The organism is Streptomyces sp. NPDC024698, from assembly GCF_055559015.1.
In genome coordinates, this window is sequence record NZ_JBVHLK010000009.1 from 20,496 (window position 1) to 36,008 (window position 15,513).

The following is a 15,513-nucleotide window of genomic DNA, read 5'->3' on the forward strand; positions in this document are numbered from 1 at the left end:
GCGCTGAGTCAGCTCTTGCCGTTCCCCGCAGCGGCGGAGCTCTTCTCCTGGCGTCCTGGGTCAGTGGATGGCAAGGACCCACAGGAAGGCGGCCAGCGCCCGCACCAGGTGTTCCGTCTCCTCCATCTGTTCCACCATGGCGACCGGTACGTGGGACAACTCCCAGGAGGCCCGGTCCGAGGACTCGTGCGGCTCCCTCGCCTCCCACAGGCGTCCGGTCTCCTCGGTGCTCGCCTCAAGTCGGGCGCACGCGTCGGCCGCAGAACCGAGGACCTTCACCAGGGGGCCCTCGTCCTGCCGCGCACCGTCCCCCCTCGCATCCTCCGGCCGGGCGCCGAGCAGTCTGCCCACCGCGCCGGACAACGCGGTGGTCACCACGGCCAGCCGCGACGCCCGCTCCAGCCAACTCGGTTCCGGGTGACCGGAAACGGCGGGCGTAGCGAGCGATCGTTCCAGGTCTTGCCCGAGGCGTCCGACGACGGACCGTTCCTGATCGGTGGGTCGCCAAGTCTCCGACTCCCGCATCTCGTCCGCCAGCCCCATGGCCTGGCGGACCTGCGCGAGAGCGGCCGGCCAGTCGCCGAGGTCCCAGTCCGGCGTCGCCCGCGACTCCCGCACGCGGTATCCGAGCGTCAGCCGCACCTCGGCGGGACGCGGCCGCGGGAGGTCCGCCTCGATATGGGACCGCAGTACGTGCCTGATCCCGGCCACCGATGCCGCGCTGCCGACGCCGATCCCGGTCCTACGGGCCGCATCGGGCACGGGCCCCGCGTCCAACGGCTCGGCTCCCTGGGCGCAGTAGCTCAGGGCGTCGGCCAGAACGACCTGGTCGACCAGAATCCCCGCGTCGTAGGCCGCCCTCCAGAACAACAGACCGAGCGTGTTGTGCCTGCTACTCCCCCAAGGCCACTTCACCCGCACGCCGGGGTCCGCTGGGAACCGCGGGGACACCCCGGGTCCCAGGCCGCCATCGCGCTCGTCGTACCAGGTGACCAGCAAGCGTGCCTGGTGACGGGCACGCTCCCACGCACCGCAACCGTAGGCGACCTGATGCTCCCGCTCCCACCCATTCCTGTCCACGGCGCGAACCGTACCGGTCGGGGCGGGGCGGGACTCCCGGAGGCTGCATCCACCCTCGCGCGCGGGCTTTGTCTGTCGTGGATGACGCCTGCGCGACCAAAATCTACGTGCCGTGGTCATGGTAGGTCGCAGCTACTCGGACATCCCCGTCGGTCAGCCCGCCGAGCGGATCGACAACCGAGTGTCTCGCGTGCTCTTCAACGACGCCGGCGTTCCGGCCTTCGGCGAACAGCCCGTCTCCGCCTGGTCCGACGACGGGGCGACGATGAGCGCATCGATCACCGAGAACGGAGGATTCTGGACGGTCACGCCCGCGGCCCGCTACAAGGGCCACGGTCTGACCGATCAGCAGATCGCACGGATGGTGGCCGGCTCTACGCCGCACTCAGGTGCCGCACCGACCGAACGCGCCACGCTGGAACGGCCGGCCGGACCACCGCCTGAACTGCCCTGTCGTACCGGTGGAGCCACGTAAAGCTGGTGCGCCGACGCCCGAAGAACCGCGCGAGGAAGCGCGTTGCCTGGCCAGGGTCACCAGGCGACGCGCTTCTGCGCGGCCGCGCACCGTCATGACGCTTCTCCGAGGGGAAGCGGCCCGGGCGCGTCGGCTACCGCACGGCGACGTAGTCCCCGGTCGACGACTTCGCGCCTGAGGTGGAGTTCCCGTAGTACGTCCAACGCCACGTTCCCGGACCGGTGGCCTTCACTGTGGTCTTGAGCGCCCCCGTGCTGCTCGCAGTCGCCTTCTTGACCGTCGTGTACGAGGAGGCGCCCGACGCTTTGAACTGGAGGCTCACTGTGCGGCCCGCGTACCCCTGGTACGTGTGGGTGTCCCAGTTCGCCCGTGTGACCCGCCCGGTCACAGTGATCGTCTTCCCTGCCGCGACCGGTTCAGGCGAGGCGTTGACCGTGACGCGTGTAGCCCGCTTGACCTGCAACGGCAGGTTCGTGTCGTCGGTGTCGTAGGCGTCACCGGCGAGAAAGACCCGCGCGGCGGTCTTCCAGGTGCCGGCGTCCTCGTTCCCGAAGTCGATGTGCCGCGGGTCGATGTACAGCCATTCCTTGAAGTCGCAGACTCCGTTCGCCTTGTCAACGACCTTGCAGTCGCTGGTGATGACGGAGCTGTACAGCCTGTCCCCCGTTTCGAGGTGCCCCCGGTAGGGAAGCACCGTCGGCCCGAAGTCGTATCTGAGCCTGGTCGTCATCCGGAAGGACGCCGGCACTTCGACCTCTTCGGTGACCCCGATGACGATCGGCTTCCCGCCGTTCACCGCGACCCGGGTGAAGGAGACCCCGCCCTCCGCCGCCCCGGCCGGCAGCGCCGCCACCCCTGTGAGCACGACCGCCGCTCCACAGGCCACCACCGCACTCCACATCGACTTCTGTCTCATCCTCGCCTTCCTCATCTACGAACCCGTCCTCTCCCACGCACCTCGAAAGGGCCCTGGGCCCACCGGCCAGCGGATCTTCCTCAGCGGCCAACTGTGGGACAGGGGAGGGCTGTACGCGGTTGTATCCGGTGGCGCAACGATTTGATCAACGCAGCGGCGCCCCCGTACTGGCCGAGGTTTCTCCGATCGACATTGCCTCGTCGGTCAGGTCCTCTGACCGGCAGGTTCAGCGGTCGGCAGAGCAGAGCAAACTCACCCCGGCGTCGCGATCCGCGGCGAGGAATAGAGGAACTGGCCCTTGCCCAGAGATTGTTTCTCGACCCTGCCGTACCAGAGGAGTACGCCGTGGCGCCGCTCCCAGAAGACCATGTACACGCCCTTGACGATCCGCTCCGGTACGAGGTAGAGCCCCCAGATAACGGCCCGGGGATCCCAGAACATGCCGAAAACCAGGGACCCCAGCGCGACGTAGACGACGAAGGGCGGGGCGAAACCGCGGCGCATGGACTCATGCGGGGTGGAGATTGTCGCGGCGGGGTCGGTCATGGGGAAGGCGCTCTCGAAATCGCGCCTCTCGCCGCCCAGCCAGTGCGACCGGACCGAAACCGCCGGCAGGCCGTTGAGCGCGCTGGCCCCCAAGATGCACACAAGAATCAGCGCCTCGCTGCTTTCTGCCTCCGGCAGCCCGCGCACGCCGAAGACCACAGGGGCAGTCACGGCTATGGCGACCGCCACCTCAACGATCGTCGCCAATTGATGGTGAACGTAGCGGACCACGGCTCTCCCCCTCCGCCCCGCCGGCCCGGGACGGACGCAGGACTCACTATGGACGACGTGAGCCCCTCGGGAAACCGCCCGCCCCCCTCGGCCCTGTACCGGCATGCATCATTGACCGCCCGTTCGCACGGCATTGGCGGAACCGTGACTTCAACTCCATACTCCTGGGCCGCGGATAACTTCCGGGCCTCAAGATGAACGCCAGCCCAGGCCAGGGCTGTTCACGACGAGGCCATGACCGCAGGGCACAGGCATCCCAACTGTGTTGATTGGGCGATGGACTGCATGCAGGGTCGTTCACCTGCGTTCATGGACGTCTTGGTCTCGTGCCGTTGTGCCAAAGGAAGGACCAGAAAGGAACACTCTTGGCGGGCGAGCTTGATGGAGGAAATGAGCAGAATCACGACCAGCCCAGCGAGAGCCGGAATGGCCGCTGCGCGGTGCCGATGGCAGGTTGTGCCATGCATGTCCGCAGTCGCTTTGCAGTACGTCTCGCGGCGGCGAGCGTCAGCAACGGCGAACACGGAAAGACGTCAGTGGTGCCAAAGCGGCCCAGAACGGCGATCAGGGGCATCTTGACCAACACAACCGTACCGATGGACAGCAGGTACGCGGGGCCCGGGCGCCCGACGGCCTGGAAGCATGCGGCGACCAGGGGCGCGACGCCCGCGACGGCCAGGCCGAGGGTAGTGGTAAGCAGCGCCCGTGCGGCGGTGGTTGTGGTCTCGGAGTCGCTCTGGAAAAGTCCGACCAGGGTCCGCGCCAGGAAGGCCAGGGCAACCGCGGTGACCAGCCCGTACCTCTCGATGCCGACGGTGTCATTCTCCTTCCGCTGGAAGAACCGGGCGTACTTGTCGAACTACGCAGCGGTCGGCCTCGATGACAGCAGCGGCACCCCGTCGCCGGGGGCGGTCCCCACAACGTCGGCGCGGGCACTGCCGATCGCAGGGTTCTTCCGAGTGCCCTTCACCGGGAGCGCGACCTCGGTGGCATAGAAAGTGAGGGTGCTGATCCCGTCCAGGGCGTCGACAGTGGCCCGCTCGGCGGCAACCCCTCCGGTCAGCTCATGGTGGAGGTCGTCGCCCTTGAACGGACACAGCTCTGACCTGCTGGTTGATGGGGGACGGTTCGTTAGGTGGTTCCTCAGCGGCTTCCGTCTCCGGGAGGTGAGTCGTCGGGGTGGACGCCGGTGTAGGCGGAGGCGTCCTTTTCACCGCTGGGGCGGCGGGACTGTCCGCGGCGCCCGGTGTCGTGCATACCTCTCGACTTGCCCTGGCCCTCGGCACGTGCGGTCAGGCTGTCTGTAGGCGTGCCCTCTCCGGATGCTTCTTTCTCCTTCTTGGTAGGCACCTTGCGGGGCCTGTCGGGCTCCGGGGCGTACTTGTCGGGGTGGAAGGAGCGGTGGGGGCTGGGATTCGACTGCTGTGACTCGTCGTTCACGGACGGGCCCCAGCGCAACTCGCGCTCTCCCTCGGATGCACGTGACTGCGGTCCCTGTGGGGGCTGCTTCGCTGACTTCGCCATGGCGGGACCTCTCGCTTCGGGGCTGTGTGTGGCTCGTCCGAGGGCGGCAAACACCACGGACACCACAAAGGGCCGAGTATCCCATCAAACATACGTAAAACATGACAACGAGTCCCCTCCCTTTGTCGGTATCGCGGCAGGCTTCATTTCTGCAGCCAGAACAGGTGGCGGGGAGATGCGGCGCTGGGAGCGTCCGCGCACCCGGATGACAGGTGTGTGTCCGCGCCTGGCCCGGGTTCGGGAGGTGGGCGGCGTCATCGAGAAACCGGCTTCGTCTTCGAAGCACAGCCGGGCCCCGAGCGCCGCACTTTCACCGCTGGTCGGACAGGGTGGCCAGAGCGCTTCGGGCCTTGGGGGCGAGGAGGGGGCTGAAGTGGGGGTTGATGGCCAGCGCCTTGGTGAAGTCGTCGCGAGCGGCGTTCTGGTCGCCGAGGGCTTGCTCGATGACTGCCCGGTGGTAGCGGAAGAGGGCGTTGCGCGTGCCCTGGGCGAGTGCTTGGTCGGATTCGGTGAGGGCCTCACGGTCATGCCCGTTGACGTGCAGTGCCCAGGCCAGGGCGTCGTGGGTGTCCATGAACGGCCGGGTTTTCAGGCCTTGCCGGGCAATGTCCAGTGCCCTTTCGGGGTCACCGTGGTCGGCTTCGAACAGGGCCGCGTCGGAGTCGGGGGCGACTCCGTTGACGGTGAAGAGCTTCTGCTCGGCGCGGAAGACCTGGTACTGCTGGGCGGCTTCCTGGTCTCGGCCGAGGGACTGGTAGAGCTCGCCGAGTTGCAGGACGTATTCGGGCTGGGGAAGCCGTTGTACGGCACGGGTGAGGTCGGCGAGTGCCGCATCGGTGTGTCCGAGGGCGGCTTCGGCCCGCGCCCTGGCCTGGAGCAGGGGGGTGTAGCCGTCGGCGGTGGCCAGGCCCGCTTCGGCTTCCCTCAGTTCGGTGGCCGGGTCGCCGTTGTTGAAGGCGAGTTCGCCGAGGTAATAGTGCGCGAAGGCCGCGTCGGCGGGGCCGGCGGCGTCATTGAGGGCCCGGCGCATTTCGGTTCGGGCGGTGGCGATGTGGCCGCTCAGTTCGGCGACGTAGGAGGCCCGGGAGAGGGACGGTGATCCGGGGCGGAGGTCGACCATCCGCTGGACGGCGTCGGCCGCCTCGGAGTAGCGGCCGAGCTGGGTGTAGGCGTCGGCGAGGGTTCCGTACAGGGAGGAGTTGTACGGGTTGACGGCGACGGCTTTGCGGGACCAGTCCAGGGCCTGGGTGAAGTGGTGGCGGGCGGCCTCCAGTGCGGCCATGCCGCCCATCGCGGTGAAGTTGTCGCCGGTGCCGAGGGCCAGCGAGCGCTTGAGGACCGCTTCGGCCTTGGGGTAGTACGCCGGGTCGGCGGTGCTCTTGGCCTGCTGGACGTAGTCGAGTCCGAGGGTGGCCAGCGCGACCTCATCCCGTGGTGTCGCTTTCACCTTGGCCTGGAGCCGGGTGATGTCCGCGGCGAGCGGGTCGCCTCCGGCTCGCAGGCTCCCCGCCTCGACGGGCGCGGCGGCGCTGGTGCCGGTGGGCGCCGCGGGCCAGGGAGACAGGCCCAGCCCTCCGGCGAGGAACATCGCCACACCGAGGACGCCGGCCACGGCGGCGGACAGCAGAAGACGTCGGCGCTTCGGGCGTCGGCGGAAGGCCATGGTCAATTCCCGCTCCGTGATGGGGTGTTCGGGGACGATGGGGACGGGTGCGGTCGGCCGGGGTGGGCCTGTGTGGCGTAGGCGACCACGTTGTCGCGGTAGCCGCCCGCCGCCGGGTCGTAGGTGCCGCCGCAGGTGATCAATCGCAGTTCGGGGGGACCGGTGGTCGCGTAGACCTCGCTGTCGGGGAAGTCGTCCTTCGCGTACTGCCGGAGTGCCCGGACGGTGAAGTCGGCGTGGGTGTGGTCGGCCCGGTCGATGGATATGGAGTCGCCCGGGCGCAGTGCCGCTATGCCGTAGAAGGCCGCCGGACCGGTCAGAGAATCGACGTGTCCGACCACGATCGCGGCGCCCGCGTCACCGGGGCGTGGGCCGTCGCTCCACCACCCGACCTGGCTGGGGTCTTCCGGGGCGGCGAGGTGGCCGTCCGACTGGACGTGGAGATCGGTCAGCGGGCGGTCCACGCCGATGCCGGGTATCCGGATCCGCACGGGTCGGGCTGCCTGCGTGGTCGGCTCGGCGGTGGGCCGGGTGCCGGGAGCTTCGGCCGCGGGCAGGGCCCCTATGTCTATGGGGGCCGGTGTGCGGGTGTGTTCGGTGATGAGCGCGGTGGCGCCGGCCGCGGTCAGGCTCAGGCCGACGACGACAGCGGCCGCGGTGAGTCGGCGGATGCCGCGAGGCCGCCCGCCCTCCGGTGCGGAGGGCGGGCGGCCGGGTGCGGTGGGGGCGGTCACGTCCGGTCTGTCCGCCGGCGGCGCAGGGCCAGGACTCCGGCCCCGGCCAGCAGGACGCCGCCGCCGACGGCGGTCGCCGCGACGACGGGGAAGTTGCCGCCGAAGGCCGTGCCGCCGAAGCCCGCTCCGACGCCGCCGTCGGGGCTGAGGGAGCCGGCCTGGTTGACCGCGGCGGTGCTGGGCAGTGCCACGTAGGGGAACGATGCGCCGGGCGTGCTGTACGGGGCGTTGACGCCGTCTCCGGCCGCGAGGGCCTGCACGATCTTGCCGCTCTGCGCGGCACCTTCCAGGGCCTGGAGCTCGATGTCGAGGACGTCGTCGGTGAGCCGGCGCCCGTTGGGGAACCCGGCCAGGTCCTGGCCGAGGACGCCGAGGCGGTTGGGCTTGGCCGTGGGCGCCACGGACATGTTCAGCCGCAGCTCCTCGCTCGGGGTGAACGCCTTCTTGTCGACGTCGGCGTTCAGGAGCTGGGAGTTGAGGTCCGCCTTGATCGGTCCGCAGGCCTTGCAGATCCCGGAGAGGAAGATCTCCACGAGGTCGTTCCGTGGGGTCGCGGGGGCCGGCACGCCGTAGATGCTCTGGACGACCTTGGGCAGGATCGGGTCCTTGACCGCGTCGACGACCGGGGTGACCGTGTGGTCCTGGTCGGGGCTGATCGTGTTGAAGGCGTCCTTGTACTTCAGCGGGACGACCACCTCGTTGACCAGTGGGTTGCCGAGGCGGGAGACCTGGTGCCATCCGGATCCGGCACCCGAACCGTCCCTGCCCGGCGCCTTCCCGTCGTTCACGGCGTCCGCGTTGCCGTTCGAGGAGGTGCCTTGCGCACCCTTGCTCCCCGACGAGCTGACCTCCGCTCCCTGGCGGTCGGTGGTGGACCATACGCCGATCACCGGGTTGCGGGTCGGGTTGCCGCCCAGCGCGAGGTCCTTCTTGGGCACCTGGATGGTGATGGTGTTGACGTTGTAGCCCGCGAGCGTGTTGTGCCCCGTCTCCGACAGGTTCCCCCCGTAGAGGAGGTCGAAGACCCTCAGGTCCGCGAAGAACGGGTCGGACGCCTGCCCGGCGTAGGTCTGCCCGCCGCCCGGGAGCTGCAAGGTGGCCTGCTTGCGCAGCGAGGCGTAGTTCGGCGTCGAGGCCTTGCCGACGTTGGAGGGCGCGGCCGGGGCGTCCTTGAGCAGGGTCCTGGTACCGCGGGCGTCGGTGACCGTCAGGTCGTAGGTCTGGCGGAAGTTCAGGGTCGGGTCGTCCAGTTTGTTGACGACGCCGGTGTTGTACAGGAACTGGTGGGCGGCATCACGGACGTGGTCGGTGAACGACCACGTATAGGTGGTGTCGGCCTTGCCGTCACCGTCACTGTCGATCTTGATGTTGTAGTGGGCGTCGTTGGCGAACGGGTAGAAGTTCGGGCCGCCGTTGGGTTCCTCGAACGGGATCCAGTTCGCCACCATCGTCACCGTGTCCGGTTTGTCCGGGCTGGTGAAGGCGTAGACGTCGGTGTTGTCCGCCTTCGGGTCACCGGCGATGAGCGGCGCCTCGCGGTGACTGGAGGCCGAACTGACGCCTGGCGTCAGACTCGTGAGGGCGGCGGCGGACACCAGGGCGAGAACGCCGGTGGTGGCGAGCGCACGTTCGGCCGAGCGGGCGGGGAACCTCCGGCGCGTGCGGGAGCAATCCATGGGCCATCCGTTTCGGGTGGGGCCCGCCCCTCCGGGGACGGGAGGGCGGGTTGACGGCGGTGAACACTCGAAGTCCCGGACGGACCCGCCGCGGCCCCGCCCGTCAGGGACGCGGGACTCACCGCAATGCATCCGCGATGCGACTTAAGTTACGAACAAGTCACCACGGGCATCTCGGGCCTGCAACGCCGGACCGCCGAACGGGCGCCCCCGTCCGCCGCACCCCGGAGGCGGGGCGCCGCACCGATCTCCGGACCCGGAAGTCCCTTGATGGGCCGTCTCGGTGGCGGCGGCGGGCCAGGCGGGTGAGCAGGCCGGCCGATCGACCTCCGCGCGACGCAGCGGGGTATCAGTGCGGTCACCAGGGCGGGCGACGCCTTCGGATGCCGTTAGGCGTCCCTCCTACAGCAACCGGCGCGGAGGCGTCCTCCCATGAGTCATGGCCACCTCGGTAGGCGCGCGGCAGCGGTGGCCGGCGTCGCGCTGTTCCTGTCCGGGGCGGCGGCGGCTCTCGCGCAGGCCCATCCCCTCGGCAACTTCTCCATCAATCACTACACCGGGTTCACGGTCCACCCCGGCCGGGTGGATGTGCTCGCAGTGACCGACAGCGCCGAGATTCCGACGCTGCAAGCGGCCCCCTCCGTCGACACCGACCACGACGGCGGTCAGAGCGCGTCCGAACGCGCCGCATGGGCCGCGGCACGCTGCGCCGACACGGCCATCCGACTGTCCGTCACCACGCCGCGGCGCCTGGCTTGGACGGTGGATTCAGCCGTCTTCGCCTACCGGCCGGGCCAGGCGGGGCTGCGCACCAGCCGTCTGGAGTGCCGCCTCCACGCAGCGCTGGACCTGGCGGGCGGGCCGGTGACACTGAAGGTGTCCAGTGGCGTGGACGCGTCCCGCGTCGGCTGGAACGAGATCACTGCCAAGGGCGTCGGCACCCACCTGAGGCAGTCCACCGCGGCGACCTCCTCGGTCACCGACGAGCTGCGCGACTACCCTCGTGACCTGCTGTCCACTCCGCGGGGGGACACCGTGGCCCGCTTCACCGCGGTCGCGGGCGAGGGCGCGTCCGGCGCCGCGGACCCGACGGCCGGACCGGGTTCCGGCGGCCTCACCGGCCGGTTCGAGGCACTGTCCCGGCAGCTGACCTCGCTGGCCGGCGCCGAGCGCCTCACGGTCACGGTCGGCTTGCTGGCCGTGCTGCTCTCGATCGTGCTGGGCGCCGGCCACGCGCTGCTGCCGGGCCATGGCAAAACCGTCATGGCCGCCTATCTGGCCGGGCGGCGCGGCAGGACCCGCGACGCCGTGACGGTCGGCACCACGGTGACCATCACGCACACGGCCGGGGTGCTCGTGATCGGGTTGTGCCTCACCACGTTCTCCTCGCTGGCCGGCGACGCCGTGCTCAACTGGCTCGGCGTCGTCAGCGGCGCGCTCGTGGCCGTGGTCGGAGGGGTCCTGCTGGCCGACGGCGTACGGCGCTCACGCCGAGGGCGCCAGTCAGCGGCCGACAGCGCAGGCGACCGCTCCTTGCCGTTGGCCCCGGCCCTGGTCGGCGCCGGAAGCCCCAGTTCTGGAAGCAACGAGCCCGGCGCCTCCGCGAGCCTGACCGCCCCGGAGCACGGACACGCCCACGACCACACCCACGGCGACCACCAGCCACACGAGCGCCACCATGACCACAGCCACACCCGCCATCACACCCACCCCCACGACCACGCCCACGCCCACGCCCACGGCAAGCCGCACCGCCACGGCCTGTTCGGGCATCACCACGCCCACCCGGCGGGCGACGGCGAAGCGCCACCCTTCTCCACCCGCGGCCTGATCGGTCTCGGCGTCGCCGGAGGCCTCGTCCCGAGCCCTTCCGCGCTCGTCGTCCTCCTCGGTGCGATCGCTCTGGGCCGGACCGTCTTCGGAATCGCCCTCGTACTGGCCTACGGCCTCGGCATGGCGGCCACGCTCACCGCCGTCGGACTGCTCCTGGTCCGCCTCGGCGACCGGGCCAGCCGCCTGACCGACCACCCGCTGCTCACCCGGGTACGCCGCATCGCCCCCTACACCGCGCTGTTCACCGCTGCTCTCGTTCTCGTCGTCGGCCTCGGCATGATGGCGCGCAGCCTGCAAACCGTCCTGTAACACCCGGGAGGTCCCATGGCTCGCCGACTGATCGCCCCTGTCACCGCCCTGCTCGGCGCCATCGCTCTCGGCGGATGCGGCGCCTCGGCCGAAGGCAGACTGGACACGCAGGCCAACGACCCCACCCCCGTATGCCGAGTTCACCAGAATCAGACGCCTGGCAGCAGATACACCGCAGGCACCAAGGCCGACACCCGAGCCGTCCTGCAGATGCTGCGCTACTACACGGTCAACGGAGCCAAAACCTTCTGCGACGGCAAGCCACCCACAAGCACGGACCGGAGCTGGACAGATCTCTACACCGCGCTCAGTGGCAGAACCAGCGCGGCGAAACGGTAGCGGTTCCAGCATGGGTCAGTAAGAACTCCAGGCCGTGCCGCCCATACGAGGCAAACGGCCGGCCCCGGCTCCGGCCTGGGCACCAACGCTGGGTCATGGACCCCCCAGATGATTGCCCACGGTCAGGCGATCGAAGGCTTTCGGTGCGCGAGATGCGCTGTCCGATACGCCGCCCGCCTTCAGTCAGGCGGGTGAGACAGGGGTGCATCGGGGTTGGCACCCTCAGCCTTGGCTGCGTCGGCAAGGGCCGCAGCGGCGGCTTCTTCCGCCTGAGCCTTGTCGTTGGCGGCCTGAGCGATCATGTCGTCCGAGGGCTTCTCGCGCGTGGCCGGCGACTGGGGCAGCACCTCACTGAAGGCGCGGGACACGCCCTGGAGTGCGGAGGTGATCTCGCTGGGGATCACCCAGAAATTGTTGCCCGAGCCCTGCGCGAGTTGGGGCAGCGTCTGAAGGTACTGGTAGGCGAGCAGCTTGGGGTCGGGATCGTTGCGATGCACGGCCTGGAACACCTCGTCGATGGCCCGCGACTGTCCCTCGGCCTGAAGGATCGCGGCGGTCCGGTTGCCTTCCGCACGCAGGACAGCAGCCTGCTTGTCGCCTTCGGCGGTGAGGATCTGCGATTGGCGCTGCCCCTCGGCCCCGAGAATCGCGGCCCGCTTGTCCCGCTCGGCTCGCATCTGCTTCTGCATGGCGTCCTTGATGGACTGCGGAGGGTCGATGGCCTTGATCTCCACCCGGTTGACCCTCAGCCCCCATTTTCCGGTGGCCTCGTCCAACACGCCACGAAGCTGGCTGTTGATGGTGTCCCGTGAGGTGAGCGTCTTCTCCAGGTCCATGGACCCGACGACATTGCGCAAGGTGGTGACGGTGAGCTGCTCGACCGCCTGAAGGAAATTCGCGATCTCGTAGAAAGCCGCTCGTGGGTCGGTGACCTGGAAATACAGAACGGTGTCGATCTCGACGACCAGATTGTCTTCGGTGATCACAGGCTGCGGCTTGAAGGAAACGACCTGTTCGCGCAGGTCGATCACCGGTCGAACACGGTCGATGTATGGAATGACCAGGCTGAGGCCGGGATTCAGGGTCCGGTGGTAGCGGCCGAGCCGCTCGACATTGCGAGCGCGCGCCTGGGGCACGATCCGGACCGCCCGCACCACCGTGAAAACCGCGATCAGCGCCACGATCAGGCCGCCGATCAACAACGCCGTTGTTTCCATGGTCTCAGTCCCGGGGGTAGACAATAGCGGTGGCGCCGCTGATCTCCATGACGTCGACCATCTTTCCTGGAGGAATCACCAACGTCTCGTCGTAGGCACGGGCCGTCCACTCCTCACCACCGATGCGGACCCTGCCACCCAGACCCGTCACCTCCGAGACGACCAGCGCACCCTTGCCGATCAGTGCGTCTACGCCGAACCTCTCCGCTTGGGGCTGGAGAACGTGGCGTAGCGCAATGGGGCGCACAAACAGCACGCTGACTGTAGCCACGACGGTGAACACCAAGAACTGCAACGGCAGCGGAAGTCCGACCGCTGCGGACCCCGCCGTGACCAAGGCGGCCACACTCAGCATTCCGAGCGCAGCAGTGACGGTGAAGATCTCGGCGGCAGCCAACATGGCCGCGATGATCAACCAGATCAGCCATGGATCCATTGCGTGCCTCTTTTGGCCGGTGCGGTGCGGAAGGGCCTGACTCCCACCCGCATCCCGATACGGGCCGGCCGGTCACTCCTGGAGAAGGAAACTCCGCCGAACCGTCGGAGGCGATATGCACCCCGAGCAAGCCACTTCTCCTCCTGTGTCAATTTTACCCGTTGGGGTAGACCTGCGAACTCCTCGGCGCGGGCGCAGGTGGGTGCGAAGATCCCAGACGCAGCCCCAGTACCGGCGCGGCCAGGGCCAGCGGGATCAGGGGGTGCACCGACGGCTGAGACCCAGCATCGGGTACCCGATCTTCACCATGTCGCTCTGCTCCTCGTGATCCCGGACGCCGCTCTGGGACGTGGGAAGGGCTCCATCCGGACGCCGTCTCGTCGCGGCCCGACAGGGTGGGAACCGCGGCCGAAAGCGGCGCTGGGCCGCGCGGACGACGGATTGCCGTCATCCGTCCAGGGCTGCCCTTCCAGCGTCACCCGCCGGAGCGCCTGCGGCAGGCGTTGCGTCAGCTGGGCGGTTCGTCGGGTACGGCGTGCTCCGGCAGTGTGCCGCCGGAGTGCGCGCTCGCGCGACCACGGCCCGCGTCGTCCGCGTCGGAATTCTCCGTACCCGGGATCTCCGGTTCAGGGTTTCCTGGATCGGAACCCTCGTCGCGCGCCGACTGACTTCGTACCGTGACCGCGTCCCAGGGGTCGGCGTCCGGCCTGCTGATCAGGCAGATCCCTCGGTATCGGCTTCTGCGCTCTGTAGTTTCCTGGGCCTTCGGGTAGGCGCTCGTTCACGGTGTTCTCGCTTCCTCGCACAGGGCGTGGTGTGACGCGCAAGTACCCCTGTGGCCGGCGTTGATGCCGGTGATCGCCGCACTTCCGCGGCCTCGGACGGCGATCGCCTTCGTCAGCCGGCGCGCAGCAGCCGAACGGCCGGTATACATCTTGGGGAGGGCGTCGAAGACCCTTGCCGATGATCATGCCTTTGCCGCCGTCCTCGTGCGCCACGACTTCATGACAGTCATCGACCTCGCCCCGTCACAGCCGGTGCCCCGTGATGACGAGCGTTGGTTTGCGTTACGAAGTGGCAGGTCTGGGAACCCCGAGACTCATGACAGATTCCGAAGAAGAAGAGAGCGCCGGGACACCCCACGCGCGTGGTTCTCAGCCGAGCACGCGGCCAGGTTCTCGCCAAGCGCAGACGATCATCGGACCGACGCCGCCCGTCGCTCAGACCACCGGCCCGCCGCGACCGAGCGATATTGCGGCTGATGATGACAATGCCCCGGAGCCACCCCGTGTTGCCGATGAGAAGACTTCCGAAGGCTGACAGCAACGAGTATCGGGGTGCGGTTGGGCGCCGGGCCCCGGCCTTGACGGATCGAGTGTCGAAGTCTCCGGGCCGAACTGGATGAGGGCGAGGACTCAGCAGGATATGAGGCTTCTGAGCGAGAAGCAGGCTCCCTCTCCCAGCCTGGTGCCTTACGTGGTCACTGCGACGGCGGTGTCCGTGGCCGCGGTGGCCGGAGCCGCAGCCGTGGACCCGGACAGCGCCTGGTACCGGCGGCTGGACAAGCCCGCCTTCCAGCCTCCCCCGTGGGCGTTCGGCGCTGTGTGGACGCCTTTGTACGCCTCGATCGCCTGGGCGGGCGGGCACGCTCTGCAACAGGCGACAGGCAGACGCCGCCGTGCGCTGGCGGCCGCCTTGGGGGCGAACCTGGTTCTCAACACCGCGTGGAACTGGCTGTTCTTCGGCGCTCAGAGCCCGAAGGCGGGTCTTGCCGGCACACTCTTGATCGACCTGAGCAACATCGTTCTCATCCGTCGTACGGCAGATGTCGACCGGGCAGGAGCCTGGGCTCTGCTTCCCTTCGCAGGCTGGTGCGGATTTGCCACCGCCCTGAATGCGGCCATCGTCAGACGCAACCCCGCCTCATTCCCGGCCAGAACCAACCGCCACCTGCGGTACGCGTCCGCCTCGATCAGTTCATCGGGCACCACGGTCCCAAGAACGATGACCACAGGCGCGGGATCGTGCACGTGGACCAGGTCGCCGATCAAGGCGGCCGGATTCTGCTCGCGTAAGCCGGGCGCGTCCTCCACCGTGAGGACCGGCACGCCGTTCTCAAGTCTGTGGGACAGTACAGCCCACTCCGTCCCGAAGCTCCGTTTCACGTGCGGGTGCAGACACTGGGCGTGCTCGGTGCTGGTGGTCCCGGATCGCCTCTTCCAGGGCTAGGCGAAGTCCCAGATTGAGTTCGCCGCTGGTCACCCAGGCGGTGAGCAGTTCGGCGACTCGGCCCAGCGTGATACCCGTGCGATGAGAGACCTCGGACAGGACAGTTCCAGCCTGATCGGCGTCGAACCGTCCCAGAGCCATGACCACGCCCGTCGCCTGCTCGACCACGGCCTGCCGCGCCCCATCACGCTGCGGCTGCGCCGCCTGCGGCATCCGCTCATTCTCCGTGCGGGCCGTGGGCTGCTCGCCGTGGCCGTGCGTCAGTAGCTGACTCATCGGCTCTCCCTCCTTCACTTCCGGGCCGA

At 68.9% G+C, this 15,513-nt stretch carries 15 protein-coding genes and 1 pseudogene; 5 read left to right on the forward strand and 11 right to left on the reverse strand.

The genetic code is table 11. From position 1 onward, the window contains the following. Positions 1-60: 60 nt before the first annotated feature. The gene (locus ACZ4AA_RS21465; RefSeq protein WP_467604500.1) at positions 61-870 is read right to left on the reverse strand and encodes a hypothetical protein; all 810 of its coding nucleotides are present in this window, start codon (positions 868-870) and stop codon (positions 61-63) included. A gap of 322 nt (positions 871-1,192) precedes the next feature. Between ACZ4AA_RS21465 and ACZ4AA_RS21470 the strand changes: the two genes are divergently transcribed. Continuing rightward, complete coding sequence (locus ACZ4AA_RS21470) at positions 1,193-1,555, forward strand: hypothetical protein (RefSeq protein WP_467604504.1); 363 nt, start codon at positions 1,193-1,195, stop codon at positions 1,553-1,555. A 133-nt stretch (positions 1,556-1,688) separates the two neighbouring features. Here ACZ4AA_RS21470 and ACZ4AA_RS21475 read toward each other — a convergent pair whose 3' ends face one another. The 7 genes and pseudogenes from ACZ4AA_RS21475 to ACZ4AA_RS21505 form a co-directional block, all read right to left on the reverse strand. Then, entirely contained in the window at positions 1,689-2,471 is a 783-nt protein-coding gene (locus tag ACZ4AA_RS21475; protein ID WP_467604508.1) for a hypothetical protein, read from the reverse strand. 252 nt (positions 2,472-2,723) lie between these two features. Continuing rightward, complete coding sequence (locus ACZ4AA_RS21480) at positions 2,724-3,248, reverse strand: hypothetical protein (protein ID WP_467604511.1); 525 nt, start codon at positions 3,246-3,248, stop codon at positions 2,724-2,726. Between the two features lie 1,143 nt (positions 3,249-4,391). After that, positions 4,392-4,688, reverse strand: coding sequence for a hypothetical protein (locus ACZ4AA_RS21485; RefSeq protein ID WP_467604513.1), 297 nt, complete (start codon positions 4,686-4,688; stop codon positions 4,392-4,394). A gap of 255 nt (positions 4,689-4,943) precedes the next feature. Then, a pseudogene (locus ACZ4AA_RS21490) lies at positions 4,944-5,078 on the reverse strand (IS630 family transposase); the annotation flags it as partial. Positions 5,079-5,082: 4 nt separating this feature from the next. Further along, the gene (locus tag ACZ4AA_RS21495) at positions 5,083-6,435 is read right to left on the reverse strand and encodes a tetratricopeptide repeat protein (RefSeq protein ID WP_467605218.1); all 1,353 of its coding nucleotides are present in this window, start codon (positions 6,433-6,435) and stop codon (positions 5,083-5,085) included. Positions 6,436-6,437: 2 nt separating this feature from the next. After that, positions 6,438-7,169: a class F sortase gene (locus tag ACZ4AA_RS21500; protein WP_467604516.1), complete on the reverse strand. Its 732-nt coding sequence runs from the start codon at positions 7,167-7,169 to the stop codon at positions 6,438-6,440. After that, positions 7,166-8,845, reverse strand: coding sequence for a DUF4331 domain-containing protein (locus ACZ4AA_RS21505; RefSeq protein ID WP_467604518.1), 1,680 nt, complete (start codon positions 8,843-8,845; stop codon positions 7,166-7,168). Before ACZ4AA_RS21505 ends, ACZ4AA_RS21500 begins: the two co-directional genes overlap by 4 nt. Positions 8,846-9,277: 432 nt before the next feature. On the opposite strand from ACZ4AA_RS21505, the gene ACZ4AA_RS21510 reads away from it, so the two are divergent. Both ACZ4AA_RS21510 and ACZ4AA_RS21515 read left to right on the forward strand, forming a co-directional pair. After that, positions 9,278-10,987 carry a nickel/cobalt transporter gene (locus tag ACZ4AA_RS21510; protein WP_467604521.1) on the forward strand — a complete coding sequence of 570 codons (1,710 nt, stop codon included), beginning with the start codon at positions 9,278-9,280 and terminating at the stop codon, positions 10,985-10,987. Between the two features lie 15 nt (positions 10,988-11,002). Then, positions 11,003-11,326, forward strand: a complete 324-nt coding sequence (locus tag ACZ4AA_RS21515) for a hypothetical protein (RefSeq protein ID WP_467604524.1) — start codon at positions 11,003-11,005, stop codon at positions 11,324-11,326. A 179-nt stretch (positions 11,327-11,505) separates the two neighbouring features. Here the strand turns inward: ACZ4AA_RS21515 and ACZ4AA_RS21520 are convergent, their stop codons facing one another. Beyond that, positions 11,506-12,543 (reverse strand): SPFH domain-containing protein, encoded by a 1,038-nt coding sequence (locus ACZ4AA_RS21520; RefSeq protein WP_467604529.1) that lies wholly within the window; start codon positions 12,541-12,543, stop codon positions 11,506-11,508. 4 nt (positions 12,544-12,547) lie between these two features. Beyond that, entirely contained in the window at positions 12,548-12,979 is a 432-nt protein-coding gene (locus ACZ4AA_RS21525; RefSeq protein ID WP_467604533.1) for an NfeD family protein, read from the reverse strand. Positions 12,980-14,404: 1,425 nt separating this feature from the next. On the opposite strand from ACZ4AA_RS21525, the gene ACZ4AA_RS21530 reads away from it, so the two are divergent. Further along, the gene (locus ACZ4AA_RS21530) at positions 14,405-15,208 is read left to right on the forward strand and encodes a TspO/MBR family protein (RefSeq protein ID WP_467604537.1); all 804 of its coding nucleotides are present in this window, start codon (positions 14,405-14,407) and stop codon (positions 15,206-15,208) included. On the opposite strand, the gene ACZ4AA_RS21535 is transcribed toward ACZ4AA_RS21530, so the two are convergent. Next, a complete protein-coding gene (locus ACZ4AA_RS21535) occupies positions 15,095-15,349 on the reverse strand; it encodes a hypothetical protein (RefSeq protein WP_467605221.1) in 255 nt (84 codons plus the stop codon). The two genes, ACZ4AA_RS21530 and ACZ4AA_RS21535, sit on opposite strands and share 114 nt — an antisense overlap. Here ACZ4AA_RS21535 and ACZ4AA_RS21540 point away from each other — a divergent pair. After that, positions 15,290-15,475 (forward strand): hypothetical protein, encoded by a 186-nt coding sequence (locus ACZ4AA_RS21540; protein ID WP_467605256.1) that lies wholly within the window; start codon positions 15,290-15,292, stop codon positions 15,473-15,475. The genes ACZ4AA_RS21535 and ACZ4AA_RS21540 overlap by 60 nt on opposite strands. Positions 15,476-15,513 lie beyond the last annotated feature (38 nt).

Bases quoted from the DNA above. Each gene is read 5' to 3' on its own strand.
- ACZ4AA_RS21515 (WP_467604524.1), top strand. From the start codon at position 11,003: ATGGCTCGCCGACTGATCGCCCCTGTCACCGCCCTGCTCGGCGCCATC.
- ACZ4AA_RS21535 (WP_467605221.1), bottom strand. From the start codon at position 15,349: ATGGCTCTGGGACGGTTCGACGCCGATCAGGCTGGAACTGTCCTGTCC.
- ACZ4AA_RS21475 (WP_467604508.1), bottom strand. From the start codon at position 2,471: ATGAGACAGAAGTCGATGTGGAGTGCGGTGGTGGCCTGTGGAGCGGCG.
- ACZ4AA_RS21525 (WP_467604533.1), bottom strand. From the start codon at position 12,979: ATGGATCCATGGCTGATCTGGTTGATCATCGCGGCCATGTTGGCTGCC.
- ACZ4AA_RS21530 (WP_467604537.1), top strand. From the start codon at position 14,405: ATGAGGCTTCTGAGCGAGAAGCAGGCTCCCTCTCCCAGCCTGGTGCCT.
- ACZ4AA_RS21505 (WP_467604518.1), bottom strand. From the start codon at position 8,845: ATGGATTGCTCCCGCACGCGCCGGAGGTTCCCCGCCCGCTCGGCCGAA.
- ACZ4AA_RS21495 (WP_467605218.1), bottom strand. From the start codon at position 6,435: ATGGCCTTCCGCCGACGCCCGAAGCGCCGACGTCTTCTGCTGTCCGCC.
- ACZ4AA_RS21510 (WP_467604521.1), top strand. From the start codon at position 9,278: ATGAGTCATGGCCACCTCGGTAGGCGCGCGGCAGCGGTGGCCGGCGTC.
- ACZ4AA_RS21520 (WP_467604529.1), bottom strand. From the start codon at position 12,543: ATGGAAACAACGGCGTTGTTGATCGGCGGCCTGATCGTGGCGCTGATC.
- ACZ4AA_RS21540 (WP_467605256.1), top strand. From the start codon at position 15,290: ATGAGAGACCTCGGACAGGACAGTTCCAGCCTGATCGGCGTCGAACCG.